This is a genomic window from Paenibacillus phyllosphaerae (assembly GCF_014192105.1).
GTDB classification, from domain to species: Bacteria; Bacillota; Bacilli; order Paenibacillales; family Paenibacillaceae; genus Paenibacillus_Z; species Paenibacillus_Z phyllosphaerae.
Genome location: NZ_JACHXK010000016.1, coordinates 113,934 through 129,771 on the forward strand (window position 1 = coordinate 113,934; position 15,838 = coordinate 129,771).

17 protein-coding genes are annotated in these 15,838 nt (G+C 49.1%); 14 read left to right on the forward strand and 3 right to left on the reverse strand.

Annotation, left to right across the window (positions count from 1 at the left end):
• Positions 1-69 precede the first annotated feature (69 nt).
• The 7 genes from FHS18_RS25410 to FHS18_RS25440 all read left to right on the forward strand — a co-directional run bounded on the left by FHS18_RS25410 (position 70) and on the right by FHS18_RS25440 (position 3,646).
• Complete coding sequence (locus tag FHS18_RS25410; RefSeq protein ID WP_183603195.1) at positions 70-498, forward strand: hypothetical protein; 429 nt, start codon at positions 70-72, stop codon at positions 496-498.
• Between the two features lie 189 nt (positions 499-687).
• Entirely contained in the window at positions 688-978 is a 291-nt protein-coding gene (locus FHS18_RS25415) for a hypothetical protein (RefSeq protein ID WP_183603196.1), read from the forward strand.
• A 54-nt stretch (positions 979-1,032) separates the two neighbouring features.
• Positions 1,033-1,275 (forward strand): hypothetical protein, encoded by a 243-nt coding sequence (locus FHS18_RS25420; protein ID WP_183603197.1) that lies wholly within the window; start codon positions 1,033-1,035, stop codon positions 1,273-1,275.
• An 80-nt stretch (positions 1,276-1,355) separates the two neighbouring features.
• Positions 1,356-2,126 carry an isocitrate lyase/PEP mutase family protein gene (locus tag FHS18_RS25425; protein WP_183603198.1) on the forward strand — a complete coding sequence of 257 codons (771 nt, stop codon included), beginning with the start codon at positions 1,356-1,358 and terminating at the stop codon, positions 2,124-2,126.
• A gap of 90 nt (positions 2,127-2,216) precedes the next feature.
• Entirely contained in the window at positions 2,217-2,561 is a 345-nt protein-coding gene (locus FHS18_RS25430) for a hypothetical protein (RefSeq protein WP_246427905.1), read from the forward strand.
• Positions 2,562-2,607: 46 nt separating this feature from the next.
• Complete coding sequence (locus tag FHS18_RS25435; protein WP_183603199.1) at positions 2,608-2,847, forward strand: hypothetical protein; 240 nt, start codon at positions 2,608-2,610, stop codon at positions 2,845-2,847.
• A gap of 97 nt (positions 2,848-2,944) precedes the next feature.
• Entirely contained in the window at positions 2,945-3,646 is a 702-nt protein-coding gene (locus FHS18_RS25440; RefSeq protein ID WP_183603200.1) for a hypothetical protein, read from the forward strand.
• A 78-nt stretch (positions 3,647-3,724) separates the two neighbouring features.
• On the opposite strand, the gene FHS18_RS25445 is transcribed toward FHS18_RS25440, so the two are convergent.
• Positions 3,725-4,576: an aldo/keto reductase gene (locus FHS18_RS25445; RefSeq protein WP_183603201.1), complete on the reverse strand. Its 852-nt coding sequence runs from the start codon at positions 4,574-4,576 to the stop codon at positions 3,725-3,727.
• Positions 4,577-4,789: 213 nt separating this feature from the next.
• On the opposite strand from FHS18_RS25445, the gene FHS18_RS25450 reads away from it, so the two are divergent.
• Positions 4,790-5,683 (forward strand): AraC family transcriptional regulator, encoded by an 894-nt coding sequence (locus FHS18_RS25450; protein ID WP_183603202.1) that lies wholly within the window; start codon positions 4,790-4,792, stop codon positions 5,681-5,683.
• A 102-nt stretch (positions 5,684-5,785) separates the two neighbouring features.
• Here the strand turns inward: FHS18_RS25450 and FHS18_RS25455 are convergent, their stop codons facing one another.
• Complete coding sequence (locus FHS18_RS25455) at positions 5,786-6,019, reverse strand: DUF3951 domain-containing protein (protein WP_183603203.1); 234 nt, start codon at positions 6,017-6,019, stop codon at positions 5,786-5,788.
• A gap of 227 nt (positions 6,020-6,246) precedes the next feature.
• On the opposite strand from FHS18_RS25455, the gene FHS18_RS25460 reads away from it, so the two are divergent.
• The 4 genes from FHS18_RS25460 to FHS18_RS25475 all read left to right on the forward strand — a co-directional run bounded on the left by FHS18_RS25460 (position 6,247) and on the right by FHS18_RS25475 (position 11,934).
• Positions 6,247-6,390: a hypothetical protein gene (locus FHS18_RS25460; protein ID WP_183603204.1), complete on the forward strand. Its 144-nt coding sequence runs from the start codon at positions 6,247-6,249 to the stop codon at positions 6,388-6,390.
• A gap of 67 nt (positions 6,391-6,457) precedes the next feature.
• Positions 6,458-9,793, forward strand: a complete 3,336-nt coding sequence (locus FHS18_RS25465) for a putative Ig domain-containing protein (RefSeq protein WP_183603205.1) — start codon at positions 6,458-6,460, stop codon at positions 9,791-9,793.
• Between the two features lies 1 nt (position 9,794).
• The gene (locus tag FHS18_RS25470) at positions 9,795-10,577 is read left to right on the forward strand and encodes an OmpL47-type beta-barrel domain-containing protein (protein ID WP_183603206.1); all 783 of its coding nucleotides are present in this window, start codon (positions 9,795-9,797) and stop codon (positions 10,575-10,577) included.
• Between the two features lie 205 nt (positions 10,578-10,782).
• The gene (locus FHS18_RS25475) at positions 10,783-11,934 is read left to right on the forward strand and encodes a glycoside hydrolase family 88 protein (protein WP_183603207.1); all 1,152 of its coding nucleotides are present in this window, start codon (positions 10,783-10,785) and stop codon (positions 11,932-11,934) included.
• An 85-nt stretch (positions 11,935-12,019) separates the two neighbouring features.
• Here the strand turns inward: FHS18_RS25475 and FHS18_RS25480 are convergent, their stop codons facing one another.
• Positions 12,020-12,892 (reverse strand): AraC family transcriptional regulator, encoded by an 873-nt coding sequence (locus FHS18_RS25480; RefSeq protein WP_183603208.1) that lies wholly within the window; start codon positions 12,890-12,892, stop codon positions 12,020-12,022.
• 194 nt (positions 12,893-13,086) lie between these two features.
• Here FHS18_RS25480 and FHS18_RS25485 point away from each other — a divergent pair, with 194 nt between their 5' ends.
• Positions 13,087-14,811, forward strand: a complete 1,725-nt coding sequence (locus tag FHS18_RS25485) for a type 2 periplasmic-binding domain-containing protein (protein ID WP_183603209.1) — start codon at positions 13,087-13,089, stop codon at positions 14,809-14,811.
• A gap of 75 nt (positions 14,812-14,886) precedes the next feature.
• Positions 14,887-15,834: an ABC transporter permease gene (locus tag FHS18_RS25490; RefSeq protein ID WP_183603210.1), complete on the forward strand. Its 948-nt coding sequence runs from the start codon at positions 14,887-14,889 to the stop codon at positions 15,832-15,834.
• The last annotated feature ends 4 nt before the right edge of the window (positions 15,835-15,838 follow it).

The window sequence follows — 15,838 nt, forward strand, 5'->3', positions numbered from 1 at the left end:
CTATCGGGCTAACGGCGTATTAATACGTATTATAGTTGGTTAAAAATCTACAAAAGTATAGGAGTGCGCATGAAATTTCTAATAATCTGGAATGCCTTTTTTAAGGTTAAGAATGAGGAAAAAGCTGTTCGTCTTATTAATCAGATTGAAAAGAGAATAGGTCACTTAACTGTGTCGAAACAATTTGAAAGATCTAAGAGGGAGCCGTCACTTTTAGGAGCAACGTTTGTAAGTAAATTAAATGATGATATGACTATGGAGGCAGCAGTTTTCCAAACACTTCAGATTATTAATACGCTTGGTACTGCCTGGACCGTCTACAGTCCTTTAATAACAAATGATCTTGAGAATCCATCTGAGGTTCTACTATCGTTTGAAGGTTTTCACAACAATCCAAGATTTACTGGTCTCTCGTGGGTTCAATTCCATTTAGAAACGGAAACGGGATGGGAGCATACTAGCGCTTATGGGACTAATTTTGTAAATCAGTTAGAATAACAAGTGATTGTTAATCTTCAGAGATACCATCAGACGAGGTTAAGCTAACGGGAAACTTTAGTTCAACGATCCAGAAGCAGTTTGCCGCCGCGGCAGCTGAACGGGAGACTTTCATACAGAAGGGCAGCCGGCTATCCGAGCTGCCGTTTTCTCGTCTAAGGGGAGTTTATAAGAGGAGTAGAAACGGAGATGAATATGAAAAAGGAAATTAACATCTATCCCCTTTTTTTCTCGATTTTATGTTGGGGTGGTTTTTATTTATTGGGATTCACCTCTGTTCCCTCTGTTTTGCCGCTTAAGGGTCATATAATAATACTTTGGGTAGCTATATTCTCCTTATTAATGAGTGTCTTTGGACTTGGTCGTATTAATATTTGGAAATCAGCTTTAAGCTCGCTTATCCCGATTCTTTTAAGTGGATTATTGGTAGTTGTTGAGTTAGTACTTTTTGTATTATCCAAGATTTTAACATTAACCTAATAGGAGACCATAGCTCAATCATGTCACAGTGGATACATGAAAGGGGCTAGATTATTGAGCAAGCCAAAAGTGATTGTATCCGTATTTATAGTCGTCATCGTGGCATTGGGGATTTTTTTGTATCAAGGTTCCTCCAAAAGTCCAGCAACTTTGGAAGAAGCGGTTTTCTTGAAACTCAATGGTGTCCCAATTACAAGAATCGAAATAAACAAATATACAGATGAAGTGCTAAGGGTTGGTACGGATAAGTCCTTTGGCGCCCGGATCGCGAGGCAAAATGGACAAGCATTAAGCTAAAAGGCAATTTTGTACCAATATATGGTATTATTTTTATTAGCATTAGGAGTCCTAATATGATATATCGGGAGGAAGAGAGTATGAGCAGAATGAAAGAGTTTCAAAGGCTACACGAATTGAATGAAGTGTTGTTGCTTGGGAACGCATGGGATTTAACATCAGCACTCGTTCTCGAAAAGGCGGGTTTCAAAGCGATTGGGACAACGAGTTGGGGGATAGCCTCTAGCTTAGGGTATTCGGACGGGGAAGCGATTGACTTCGAATTGCAGCTTGCCGTGATTCAACGAATTGTTAATCATGTCCAAGTCCCCGTCTCAGCTGATATTGAGTCCGGCTATGGACCTAATGATGAGGCAATTGTCAGCAACGTTTTGAAGGTGGCGAATCTCGGAGGAGTGGGAATTAATATCGAGGACTCGTTGAAAGCTTCTACGGGGCTGAAACCACTGTCGGAACAATGCGCTCTTCTTGCCAAAATAAGAAGCGCCCTAGATAACAGCGGTTTCGGAGACTTTTTTATTAACGCAAGGACCGATCCCTATCTTCTCCATCATCCAGATCCGCTTAACGAGACACTGACCCGATCTAAACAATATGTAGAGAGTGGTGCGTCCGGAATCTTCGTCCCCGGACTAAAGAATAAGGAAGAAATTGGAGTGATTGCCTCCTCCACGTCTGTACCGCTTAATGTCATGGCGCTTCCTGAACTTACGGATTGCGACAACTTAAAGGAACTGGGAGTTCGACGGTTAAGCTTAGGTGGATCGTTGTATCGTAAAATGACTACGTTACTTGAGCGATGTGCTGTAGAAATGCTTGATTCTCATGATGCCGCAACCTTATTTAAATAAACAAACACTGTGATTTTAGGACGGCAAGGGAGATTAACGCAACATAACAATTATTGGAAACGTCTAAGGAAAAGAGTTCGGAGGCGTAAGATGATATTTTTGTCTGTCTGCATCATATTTGTTGCTATCTCGATCGTTGCTCTAAGAAAAGCTGGTGTCTTATACTCTTTCTCAAAGGGGGTCGCATTGGCTGCTGGTATATCGCTGTTAGCTCTTGTTTGTCTTGCCCAAAACTACACTCAGAGTTTAATTCCCGAGGCTAACGATGGGATCTCTGTATCTAACCAGATCGCTTATTGGATAATAGGTGAAGATGGTTGGTCTCATGAATTGTTTTTGGAAAAATTTAAGCAATCGATTTATTTAACTGGAATCTTAATCATTCTATATCCAGTGATTCTTGTAGCGGAGTCGAAATTTTCTTCAAAGAATTGATATTATCGATGAGTTACTAAAGAGTGACGAGGAGTTGACAAGAACGGTGATCAAAGAAAGCAAGCAATTGGCTTACCCGAAAATGAAATCACTATTTGATGTATTCGTATTAGTAGGCGTCGTGTTATTAATGATCAAACTCGTTATCCTCGTTCTTAACAAGGTAACCCCGCTGGAGCTTACTTTGTACGGCGGGGCGTTCTTGTGGAACTTCGGTTCTTTGATACTGATGGTTGTCGGTGGAATCGGCTCCAGTATGCTGAAAGCAAGATATAAACAAGACTGATCAAAAAACAAGGGTTCGCGTAAGGGCAGTATAACCAAATGAACCAATAGATGAAGCTATCGGCATTTCGTACAATAATCACGAGAGGGGGATTTAATTGACTGACGTAGATTATGCGGTATTAAATAATATTATATGGTGCGGGATTGTTTGTGAGACACACGGATTAACTCCAATTTCAAGTGAACGTATTTGGGGACTGCTTTCTAAAGCCCCCGAACTATACCCTGATATCATTACTTCAAGTAGGCAGGTCACAAGTGATGAAGTTAATAACTTTATCGGTAATAGAGAAGTAATCAGTATTAAAGATAGTTTTGCTAATCTTAATATGGTGCCATACGGTTTTGAAGTATTATTTGATGCAGAATGGATTTGTCATGACCCGGTTGCCGGCGGTGATCCTGTTCACACGGAATGGGCCGTGGTATCAACCGAAGAAGATTTTGCAAAGTGGACTTACGCAAGCGGATTGCAAGAAGTATTAAAACCAACGCTATTAGAGCGAAAAGATGTGAAGATCTTTTTACACGAGTACAATGGTGAACGATCAGGATTCATTGCTAACTTGAGTGCCAATGCAATAGGGATATCGAATGTTTTTTCAAACAGCAATATAAAGATTTGGTCGGATATTGCCCCAATGATTTCAAGGTATTTCCCTGGGATAAAAATGGTTGGATATGAAAGCGGTGATGGTCTTACGGCAGCTCTCAGTTCTGGATGGACAACAATAGGTCCACTTCGTGTTTGGATCAGGTCAAAAGATTCATTCCGATTGAGTTCATACAAGGGATGAATCAGTATGGCTTTACAGAGCTAAGAATGCAAAAAGGCTGCAACTAGTTAGTAGCTGCAGCCCTATGCTTGCTATCGATTAAAGATCAAGTTTACGTTCACCAATCCATTTCACCATTGCAGGATCACGATGGGAGAAGAACAGGCTCTCTTTCGTATCCAACGCAGCAATCGACTCCATATCCTGCTGGCTTAATTCAAAGTCAAAGATGTTGAAGTTTTCAACAATTCTTTCTTTACGAACAGACTTTGGAATTACAACAACGTCTCTTTGTGTCAGCCAACGTAAAACCACTTGAGCGACAGATTTATTATACCTTTGAGCTATGGATACCAATACCTCATTTTGGAACAAGTCGTTTTTTCCTTCCGCAAAAGGGGCCCATGACTCGATCTGAACATTGTTTGCTTTTATGAATGTTGCATTTTCGATTTGCTGGTTGAAAGGATGCGTTTCTACCTGATTAACGGCAGGAACAATTTCATTATGAATAATCAAATCGATTAGGCGGTCTTCGTGGAAATTACTAACCCCGATTGCACGCACCTTTCCTTCCCGATACAACTCCTCCATAGCGCGCCAAGAACCGTGGACATCGCCATACGGCTGATGAATCAAATACAAATCCAAGTAATCTAACTGCAATTTTTGAAGTGATTTGTCAAATGCCTCTTTGGTGCGCTCATATCCCGCATCCTGCACCCAAAGCTTTGTCGTGATGAATAAGTCCTCTCTTGCTACACCGCTTCGTTTGACTGCTTTGCCTACGGCTTCTTCATTCATATAAGAGGCAGCCGTATCAATAAGACGATAGCCTGCAACAATAGCGTCATAAACGCTTTGTTCGCATTCATTTGGATCCGCAATCTGAAAGACACCGAAACCGAGTATAGGCATCTCAACGCCATTGTTCAAAACTACTTTTTGCATAAAAATCCTCCATTGCTTTAAGTTATTATGTGTATATGAACTCGATGTAACTGCGTGGCAGAAAGCTTTTTACAGTTTTATTATGCACCTAATGAAAAAGGGGCCGTTATCACGATCTTGTCAAATGTTTGCCTAATCCTCTCACAACTGCTTATGTGCCCAAAAAAATGGACTATAATTGAACTATAATTATGACGGAACGAGGAAGATTAAATGTCTGAAAAAATCACTATGCAGCAAAATGAACTTGCCAAAATTATCAATCGCCACGCAAAAAACGAGGGTGTTCACACGACTCCTATTCCATCATTAGTTTTCGTACGCGATTCTAATGGTTCTGTACCACGACATGGAGTCTACAAACCTTCCTTTTGCATTGTAGTTCAAGGCGCAAAAGAGGTCTGGTTGGGGGAAGATTGCTTCAAGTACAATCCTGCGGATTACCTTATTTCATCCGTTCACTTGCCTGTTATTGCTCAAGTCACCGAAGCGTCTCCCGATATTCCATATTTGGGTTTCATACTTGAATTTACGGCGAATCAAATTTTAGAGATTTTACGTGATTCTGAAATCCAGGGCGGATCGAAAGAACATGCAAAGCGAGGTATGTTTGTTAGTCAAATGGAGCCGTCTCTATTGGATGCTGTCATCAGGTTGGCGCAGTTGCTGGATAATCCAAAGGACATACCCATACTTGCGCCGTTATTTATCAAGGAGATCCTGTACAGGGTTTTGCAAGGTCAGCATGGAGTTAGGCTCGAACAACTTGCAATAGAGGGTAGTTCTGCCCATCAAATAAATGAGGTTATCGAACATATCACGAATAACTTTGATAAATCTTTTCGAATTGAAGAGCTAGCGGAAAAAGCGAGTATGAGTGTCTCGTCGCTTCACAGGCACTTCAAAGAGATAACAGCCATGAGTCCTGTTCAGTTTCAAAAACAACTGAGGCTCCAGGAAGCTCGTCGCCTGTTATTAACCGAATCAGCAGATGCCGGTGATGTCGCATTTCGAGTTGGTTATGAAAGTCCATCGCAATTCAGTCGGGAATATTCCCGTATGTTTGGTTTTCCCCCTAGACAAGACATACAGCGTTTAAAAGCATAAAACGAAGGTTGGAACACCTTCAGTTAATGAATTGTAGCCAGGGAGCCGGCCAGAAAGTCGGCTCCCTTTCTTTGCTCTAACGGGAATTATGTATTCAATGAGTTACTTTAAGCGGAATGAATTTTTGTTTGTATCGTCACCTTTGTCATCATCATCATTTTTTTCTTCTTTTTCATCATGAAATTCGACGTTTGATTGGGCCGTTATATAGTCAAATGGGGTGTAATTATTACTAGGCAGCCACTTTTTATTGACAATCATTTTTAGCAATACGGCTAGCGTTAAGATGGTAATGCATCCTGTGGCTCCGATAATGATATAGAAGTCAAAACCCATTGGACCCCTCCATTTCTAAATGTAACGTATAGATGTCTACGTATTTACAATGGGAAAGTTCCTCACCAGACAGGAACCCTTTCCTTAAAAAACCGCACAAGAAACATGAAAAACAGCATCCAAGTAAAACAACGGTTTTGCTATAGTCTTGGTTGTAAACGCTTACTAGTTTAAGGAAGGAGGCTATTAGGGTTTAGTACAAAGGAATCTAGAATTTTATCGTAAGCGTGAATACGGTTACGAACAACGGTGGATACGGGATCTCCATAAGCAGCAATTCGTCTAACGGTACCTTGAGCGGGAATGTGAACGGCGGAGGCAACGACAGCGGTTATCTGTACAACGGCAGCTCGAGCGTCACGGTAAATTAGGCGCTTACTGAAGCATCCATGGTCGATATCGTATCCTTATCGCATCCACCGAAATTGAAGGAGGACAATGATGAATCGTCACACTCATGCTTGGCACAATTTGAGGCGGCTGCTGTCTATGGTCGTCGTTATGAATATGTTGGCGGCGTTGTTGCCGATCGGCTTCGTCTCGGCTGCGGAGGAAGGCACAGCCGCAATGACGGGCGGCCAGGTCGTAATCTATGAGACCGTCACGAATGGTTTTACCCATCCGGGCATTGGTCTGACGAAGGAAATCCTGGAGAACATGAGAACGCAGGTGCTCGCGCAGAAGGAGCCATGGTTCTCCTACTACAAAGCCATGACGCAATCGGCGGCGGCCGCGAAGACCGTAACATCCAGCAACGAGAGTGCAGCCGATCCAACGAAGCCTGCCGTCGACACGTTCAACAGTACGAGCGTCCAATCGAGATTCATCGCCGATGGATTGAAGGCGTATACGCAAGCCTTGATGTATGTCATCACCGCCGACGAGATCTACCGGGCGAATGCGATGCATATCATTCGGATCTGGTCCCAGATGGATCCGGCCAAATACGCGTACTACACCGATGCGCATATTCATGCCGGCTTCCCGCTTAACCGGATGGCGACGGCAGCCGAGATCTTGCGCTACACCAGTTACCAGACCCCGGCATTGGCATGGACGGAGGCAGATACGGCCAATTTCATGAATCATCTCATCAATCCGGTCATTCAGACCTTCCAATCCGATAATAACTGGTTTATGAACCAGAACAACTATGCGCTCTTAGGGGCAATGGCCGGCTATATCTTTACCGATAACCAGGAAGGCTACGACCAGCGCGTCGAGTGGTTTACCGTGAATAAGAGCGCACAGGATCAAGGGTTCAATGGGTCCATCAAGCAATTGTTCCGGCTTATTGATACCAACGCGGCGACCGGGGAGAAATTAGGCGCGCCCGTCGTGCAGCATGTCGAGATGGGCAGAGACCAGGCGCACGGGGCAGGCGATCTCGTGAACGCGGCCGTGATCTCGCGGATGATGCTTGCCCAGGGCACCAAGGTCGACCCGGCAGCGGGAACCGTGTCCACGAATGAAAATGCGGTTGGCCCGTACGAGTTCCTCGATGACCGGATCCTGAAGGCAGCCGATTATTTTTGGCAGTATATGCTTGGCTATGATACGCCTTGGGTGCCGGTACCTTATGCGATTTCCCCGGACGGAACGGTAAGGGGCATCTATCACCGGCTGTCGGATCTGTATCGAGGCCGCACGACGACGGCGCTTTTCTGGGATCTGTATTATTACTACGCCTATGAGAGAGGCGTGAACGTCGCGGAGCAAGCGCCCTACTTCTATGAGGCGTTCGAGAAGCGAACCCCTTCGAATTACTATTATAAAGGCGCGCTCGCGCAAGCTTGGGAAAGCGTCGATGGCGGCGGGGACTTCTGGCTCTATATTCCGCAAGAGGCGGAGTCCGAAGGCGCCCAATATGTTCCGAAGGAACAGACGGATGCGGCGCTCGTCCAGATTGAGGAGCGGTATACGGCATTGGATGGGAACAGCTCCTTGCGCCGGGAGGGTGATACCGACTATGTCGAGTTTCAACCAAACGGGGATGGCAGCCGAATCGCAGTGCAGAATCTGTCTTTTGCCGATCGGTCGAACGCTCGCGTCATCGGCCTCAGATTCCGTACGAACGGCGCCGCTGTACTGACGCTGAGCAAGGAGGCCGAATCCGCGCCTTACCATTCGCTGTCACTGCCGGATACGAAAGGTCAGTGGCAGTATATAACGTTCGACATGGGCATTAATCACGTCAGTTATGGGCAACTGGATAACGATTATAGCCTTGTCTACATGAAGGTCCAAGGGGAGAGCGGGACCGTCGTCGATGTCGATCACTTCCACGTTCAAGCGGGTACGCAGCTGACGCCTCCCGTGTTCACGGGCGGGAATGCGGATCTGACGGTTCCTGCTTACATTGGTGCGCCCGTCACCCTCGACTTCTCCGCAACGGATGCCAACGCATCGGAAGTGCTGAAGTACCGGATAACCAACCAGCCGGACGGTGCGCAGTTAGACGAGAACAGCGGTGTATTCTATTGGCAGCCGGCGCAGGCAGGCACGTATTCCTTTATCGCAGAAGCTAATGACGGGACGACGTCAGTGACGAAGAAGGTCGACATGATCGTAACCGAAGACCGTACCGCCGCAATAACGGCTGCGATGGCCAACTACGACCCGGATGCCGACTACGTTTCCGCTTCGCTGGACACTTTCACGGCTGCTCATGAAGCAACGCTGAGTCAGGTGCAGTTTGCGTCCGATGCCGCGTTCTATGAACAATTGCTCATGCTTAAGCGTGAAGCGGATCAGCTTCAATTGTTGACTCCGCTATTGTCCGATGACGGCAGCATCGATTATTCGAGCCTGGTTGATGCCTCGACCTTAGGTACGTCGATCTCGCATTTGGTCGATGGGAACTCGAACTCCTATGCCGTCTATTCGCTAGCACCATATCCGAACTTGTATCACACTGTTGATTTTGGTCCGAATTTCAAAGTATCGGCCGATGCCTTCGCCATGCAGGGCAGGATGAATTTCACGGACCGGATGGCCGGTTCGGCGGTATTCGGCTCCAATGACGGCATCCACTGGACGCGTCTGACCCCGGAGGAGTCTGCCTTCAGCGATGATCTCGTCACGCTTGCGGTGGATGAGGCGCATCGGGATGAACGATACCGGCTCTTCAAAGTCGAGATGATCCACCCGCAGCCGGATGTGCTCCATAATAAGATTCAGAATTTGCTGGAGTTATCCGAATTCAGGATCTATGGCGAGCGTTACGAGGTGGGCAATAAGCTCGAATCGGTGTCGATTCGCTCGGACCAAAGCGTGAACGGCCGCATCGTGCTCGGCGACACGGTCCGATTAACCGTGAAGGCGAAGGAAGCGATTCAAGACGTGGCGGTGACGATTCAAGGTCACCCGGCAGCCGTCAGTACGCAGGATCAGCTGAACTGGATCGCGACGGTGACTCTGAATCCAGGCACGGCAACGGGAGCGATTACGTTCTCCGTCGATTACAAGACGAGAGACGGGCATAGCGGCGATACAGCTTATTTTACGACCGATCGTTCCAAGCTCTTCTTATCGAATGAATCCGATCTGATCGACAATGTGACCGGTCTAGCCAACCTGATCGATTCCACGGCAGGCAGAACCCCAGCCCAAACCTTGCAGCAGGTCAATTACTTGTTCGACGGCAATGCAAGCACGGCTTCGGACTTCCGGTTAAACGGATCGGGTGCGGGGAGCTATATTACGTTCGATTTCAAGGAGGGCAAACCAGCTGGCGCTTACAGGCGTAGAATTGCTGGCCAGACAAGACAATAACTTGTCCAGCCGTATGAAAGGGGCGGTTGTTCAAGGTTCCAACGATAATGCGACATGGACCACGCTAACCCCGGCAGCGGTATCATCGCCGGATTGGCAATGGCTCAAGGCTAACGGTGCGGGAGCTTACCGTTATATACGGATTTTCAATTCAAGTTCCTGGTTCGGCAATATGGCGGAGGTGAGGCTGCATGGCGCCGTGAAGGCGCAGGACGTGACGCCTCCGGTTACGACGGACGATGCGCCTCAAGGATGGGTCAATTCGGACGCGACGGTTCGCCTCGCAGTTGCGGATTCGGAATCCGGGGCAGCGGCCACGTACTACACCATCAACGGCGGGGCGCCTCAGACGGGGAATATCGTCACGTTGACCGACGATGGCATGCATACGTTGACGTACTGGAGCGAAGACAGAGCAGGTAATCAAGAACAGCCGCATACCGTGAGCCTCAAGATCGACAAGACGGCGCCTTTGCTTTCCTTTACGCTAGATCCCTCTTCAATCTGGCCGGCGAATCACGATATGGTGACGGTCCAGGCTTCGATAGAGGCAACCGATGCGGGTTCCGGCCTTGCATCCGTCGTGCTGACTTCGATTACGTACAACCAACCAGACAGCGGTATGGGAGATATTATCGCAGACTTCGGTACGGAAGCGGCCTCGTTCCAGTTGCGTGCCGAGAAATCAAGGGTCTATACGGTCACTTATACCGCCACTGACCAAGCAGGCAATCAAACGACGGCTACGGCCGAAGTGACGGTGCCTCACGATCAGCGACCATAACGCATAGGAGGTTCATGAACCTGCTCCCTCAATAGGAGCGGGTTCTTCTATTGTCAAAGGCCCATTCCGTTCGTTCACAGCGCAAGAAAGGAACATTTCTGGTCTGTTTACGGCAACTTTCGTTCCTCGTGCAGGGCTATAATCGAATCATTGGAAGTGCAATTAGAACGCTTAAATCGACGATACGAAGGGTTGGAATTTGACTATGCTGCAAACGAAAGATCAACAATGGCTGCACGACGTCATCGGCAGACTGACGGCGAAGATGGAATGGGTCAGCGAGAAATCCCGGCACAAAATCCCGTATACTACGGTTGACGGCACGCACGATGACCGCGCTGCCCACAATCCGTCGGGGGATTTGGCGGACGGCATCAACTGGTGGACCAACGGTTTCTGGGGCGGCATGATGTGGCTGATGCATCACGAGACCGGCCGAGAGGCATACAAGACGATCGCCGCGATCTCGGAGGAGATGCTGGATCGCTGTTTCGAGGAATTCTATGGGCTGCATCATGATGTCGGGTTCATGTGGCTGCCGACTAGCGTCGCGAACTACAGAGTGACGAAGAATCCGGTATCGCGCAGGCGGTCCCTGCATGCCGCGAACTTGTTGGCTGGGCGGTTCAACATGGCCGGCGGGTTCATCCGGGCATGGAACGATCTGGAGGAAGGCGACACGAGGGGCTGGGCGATTATCGATTGCATGCTGAATATTCCGCTTCTCTATTGGGCCTCGGAAGAAACGGGGGATCCCCGATTCAAGCAGATCGCGATGAAGCATGCCGATACGGCGATGGACGCCTTCGTCCGGCCGGATGGATCGGTCAATCATATCGTGGAATTCGATCCTGAGCATGGCGGCGTCGTTCGTACGTATGGCGGTCAAGGGTATGAGGAAGGATCCTCGTGGACGAGAGGCCAGGCTTGGGGATTGTACGGCTATATGATGAGTTACACGCATACGCGGAAGGACGAATATCTGCAGACGGCCAAACGCATTGCGCATTATTTTATCGCGAATATGCCGGAAGACGGCGTCATACCGGTCGATTTCCGACAGCCGGCGGAGCCGAAGCTAGAAGACGATACGGCGGCCGTGGTCGCGGCATGCGGGTTAATCGAGATCGCGAAGGTCGTCGGCGCATACGAGCAGCGGCTCTATCTGGACGCGGCGGTCAAATTGCTCCGTGTCGTCGATGAACGCTGCGACTGGACGCAAGCGTCGGACGCGATCGTTCAGCGCGGTTCCGCTTCGTATCATAATAAAGTCCACCATCAGCCGATCATCTATGGCGATTATTATTTTATGGAAGCGATCTTCAAGCTGAAAGGCAACGACCTGTATCTGTGGTAGAAGCCATATTTCTGCGCGATGAACGAACAAGAGGAGTCTAGCTGACCCGGGATGGGATGTCCCGGAATAGGCAAGGCTCCTCTTGTTATTCCAGCTGCCTGGCTGCGGTCCGGTATTTGAGCGGCGTGATGCCGATTACCTTTTTGAACAACCGGATGAAATACGAGACGTTCGGATACCCGACCTCTTCCGCGATCCGTTCGACGGAATGATCGGAGTTCTGCAGCAGCCGGCACGCTTGCTTGATGCGCCTTGCCGTAATATATTCGGATAGGCTGCCGCCGGTCTCCTGCTGGAACAGCCGGGAGATATAAAATTTGGAGAGGTGCAGCTGGTCGGCGATATCCTCCAGATGAATTTCTTCGGCGTAATGATCTTCAATCCAGCCCATGATTCGCTCGACATACGAGAAGGGACGAACCTCGACCGCAGCGCCTTTCTGCCTCCCGCCATCAGCTATTGCGGCCTCCATCATATGGAGCAGCAGCATCGTCATGTCGTCCTCGTCGCTGATGCCTCGGCTTGCTTGGGATATGTCATTGTACATGGCAAACACCTGCTCCAGATAGCCGATTCGCGGCTCCAGATCGAGCGGCTCGGCTTGCGCGCTTTTCCACAGGCGTTCGAATAGGGCATGACGGGCACGAAACGGAAGCAACGCCCGATGAAAGTAATGTGGATCGAAGAACATCATCGTCCGGACGTAAGGCATGTCCTCGCTTACGCTGGCGTAGACCTTATGCAGCTGGAAGGGCTGGAAGAAGAACAGCCTCCCCGGCTTCATCTCGTAAGTCTTCTGATTGACGATAACGAATCCGTTGCCTTCATGTATGTAGAGCATCTCGCAGCATTGATGCCAATGATAGAACCCTGGGTAGGATGCCGTCGAACGGGTGGTTGGACCATACAGTAACGGTCGGTTGCCTAACGGAACAGGCTCGAACAAGTAGTTCATCATGTCCTCCGCATGGATCGGTTTCTAGTCCTTATCAGTATAGCAATCCCGTGCGGACAATTGAAGCGGGGGAGACTTACGAGAGGCAGCCGTGGCGAGCAAATATAACACCAAAAATAAAAAAATAGTCCATATGATGTTTGCCCGCCGCCTTATATACTGAAGGTGCTTGAACGAAATAAAAGGGAGGTCGTCATGTGACAAGGTTCAAAAGCATGAAAAGCTTAGCGGTATTGTCTCTGACATGCATGTTTGCATTAGCCGGCTGTTCGGGGAACAACTCCAACTCGCAGGGAAATGTAAGCGCAAACAAGGGGACCAACGCTTCCGCTTCTCAAAATACCGGTGATTCCGGCGACACGCAGTCTACGGATAAAGCCGTATGGTTCTCCTCCGTTAGCTTCTGGACGCCGCCGATGACGTGGAGCACCGATCCGAATACGGTCCAGGGGGCTATCACCGAGAAAACTGGCCTCGCGTTCGACTTTAATATTCCGGCTCAAGATGCGGATACCAAGCTTAGCTTGATGCTGGTCTCCTCCGCGGCATTGCCGGACGTGATGACGATTACGAACGACGTGCTCGCGAAGAAGCTGATTCAGGCAGGAAAGGTGTGGGATCTGCAGGAGTTCCTTACGAAGTATGATCCGCAGTCGCATCTGCTGACCGACTTCCCGGCCGATATCAAGCAGGTCATTACGGAGCGTGACGGCGGCTGGTACGCTTATCCGAGTCATATGGGTTCCGAAGATGCACGTAAGCAGTACCCGCCTTCGGATCCATATTATGAGGACGGCGTCAACTATCGCTCGAACGGCGCCATTATGGTGAACGAGAAACTGCTGAACGAAGCCGGGCTCAAGCTAGAGGATATTCAAACCGAAGAAGGCCTGCTCGCAGCCTACAAGAAGATCAAGGAGATGGATCTGAAGGTAGACGGAGCTCCGGTGATTCCGCTTCAGGTAGACGGGAAGGGATATCAAGATACGACTTTGGCCGATCTCCAGAATATGTTCGGCGTCATGCCGGTGGACAAAGATGGCGTATACCGCGACCGTCTGCTCGCGCCCGAGACGAAGCATGCGCTGAGCTTCTTGAATCAAGCGATGAATGCCGGCTATATCGAATCCGGCCAGCTGACGATGGACACGACCGCGGTGAAGTCAGCCGTTATGTCCGGGCGGGTATTCAGCTTCATCGGCAACACGGCCAATACAGGCTTCAGCGACCAGGATTTCTGGGTATCTCCAGGCCCGATTCTATCGAGCGAGGGCACGAAACCCGTCATGGGCAAAAGCCTGAAAGCCGGCGGCGGCTGGATGCAGACGTATATCGCCAAGTCGACCAAATATCCGGAGAAAATCGCGCGTTGGCTTAGCTTCATGAGCAGCGACGAAGGCTTGCGCCTGCATTATTACGGTTTCGAGGGCAGTGACTACACGCTGAACGAGAAGGGGCTGGTCGTACAGACGGACGCCGGCCGACAGGCAAGCGCCGATTTCGCGAAGACAGGCGTATTCGCCTTCTGGCCGTTCCACCATATTGCCTGGCATGACTCCAAGACGCAGGCGCCGACCGAAAAAACGGGCGCGGATGGGCTCACGGCGATGCAAGTTCAGACGGCATTCGGCAAATCGCCGGAAACCGTGCTCTACGATAATTCCCCGCTTAGCCTGCCGGCGGACTTCATTGCGTCGGGCAGCAAATTGTTCAACGACCAAGAGCAAATCAAAGTATACAGGGAAGCACAAATTTCCAAAATCGTCATGGCGAAAGATCAGAATGCTTTCAATGCGCTCTATGAGGAGCTGATTAGCAAGATCAAGCAACTCGGCATGGAAGCCATCGACGCCAAAATAAACGAGCAGGTGCAAAAGCAAGCCAAAGATCTCGGCGTTACGCTTACGGGCGTTAATTCCTAACGGACCGCCAATTCGTACGCAGTGCCAAGGTGCCGTACGCGCTTTGGCACTGCCGCTTGTTATCGGAGGGATACGATGCAGAACAAGAAAAAGAAGAGCCGAGCCTTCAAGATTGGCCATGACTTCCGGACGCAGCTCGAACTGAAAGTCATGCTGCTGCCAGCGATCGCACTGATCCTCCTATTCGATATTACGCCGCTATTCGGGCTGCTTATGGCGTTCAAATCGTTCGATCCCATTATGGGAATCAAGGGCATCTTCACCAGCGAATGGAACAACTTTCAGAACTTCATGATGATATTCGAGAGCTTCCAGTTTTGGCCGATGGTCCAAAATACGCTCGGCATTAACTTACTCGGGCAGTTGATCGGTATTCCGGTTACGCTATTGTTCGCGCTCTTGCTCAATGAAATCCAGCATCCCAAGTTCAAATCCTTCATCCAAACCGTGACATATCTGCCTCACTTCTTGTCGTGGGTCATCTTCGGAGGCTTATTCATAACCTTGCTGAATCCGGAATCCGGCGTCGTTAACTTCCTGTTGCTTCAGCTTGGATTGATCGATAAACCGATTCCGTTCCTCGCGGAACCGGGTTACTTCTGGGGAATCGCGATCGTCACCGCCCTGCTGAAAGATATCGGCTGGGGAGCCATTCTCTATTTGGCCGCCATGGCCGGGATCGACCAGTCGCTGCACGAGGCTGCCGCCATAGACGGCGCGGGGCGGTTCAAACGGATGCTGCACATTACGATACCCGGCATTGTGCCGACCTTGATGATTCTGATCATTTTTGCGGTCAGCGGCATGCTGAACAACAACTTTACGCAAATCTTCGTCCTGCAGAATACGCTCAATCTGCCGGCCAGCGAAGTCATCGATACTTACGTGTACCGGACGGGACTGTTGAACTTCCAATTCGCGCAGGCAACGGCGATTGGCTTGATGAAATCCGTATTCGCGCTCGCGCTGCTGCTAGGCGCCAATACGTTGTCGAAGAAGCTCACGCGTTCCGGGCTTTTCTAGCAAA

Coding starts and splice junctions, on each gene's coding strand:
- FHS18_RS25445 (WP_183603201.1), bottom strand. CDS start 4,576: ATGCAAAAAGTAGTTTTGAACAATGGCGTTGAGATGCCTATACTCGGT.
- FHS18_RS25450 (WP_183603202.1), top strand. CDS start 4,790: ATGTCTGAAAAAATCACTATGCAGCAAAATGAACTTGCCAAAATTATC.
- FHS18_RS25475 (WP_183603207.1), top strand. CDS start 10,783: ATGCTGCAAACGAAAGATCAACAATGGCTGCACGACGTCATCGGCAGA.
- FHS18_RS25410 (WP_183603195.1), top strand. CDS start 70: ATGAAATTTCTAATAATCTGGAATGCCTTTTTTAAGGTTAAGAATGAG.
- FHS18_RS25430 (WP_246427905.1), top strand. CDS start 2,217: ATGATATTTTTGTCTGTCTGCATCATATTTGTTGCTATCTCGATCGTT.
- FHS18_RS25490 (WP_183603210.1), top strand. CDS start 14,887: ATGCAGAACAAGAAAAAGAAGAGCCGAGCCTTCAAGATTGGCCATGAC.
- FHS18_RS25455 (WP_183603203.1), bottom strand. CDS start 6,019: ATGGGTTTTGACTTCTATATCATTATCGGAGCCACAGGATGCATTACC.
- FHS18_RS25465 (WP_183603205.1), top strand. CDS start 6,458: ATGATGAATCGTCACACTCATGCTTGGCACAATTTGAGGCGGCTGCTG.
- FHS18_RS25480 (WP_183603208.1), bottom strand. CDS start 12,892: ATGATGAACTACTTGTTCGAGCCTGTTCCGTTAGGCAACCGACCGTTA.
- FHS18_RS25415 (WP_183603196.1), top strand. CDS start 688: ATGAATATGAAAAAGGAAATTAACATCTATCCCCTTTTTTTCTCGATT.
- FHS18_RS25425 (WP_183603198.1), top strand. CDS start 1,356: ATGAGCAGAATGAAAGAGTTTCAAAGGCTACACGAATTGAATGAAGTG.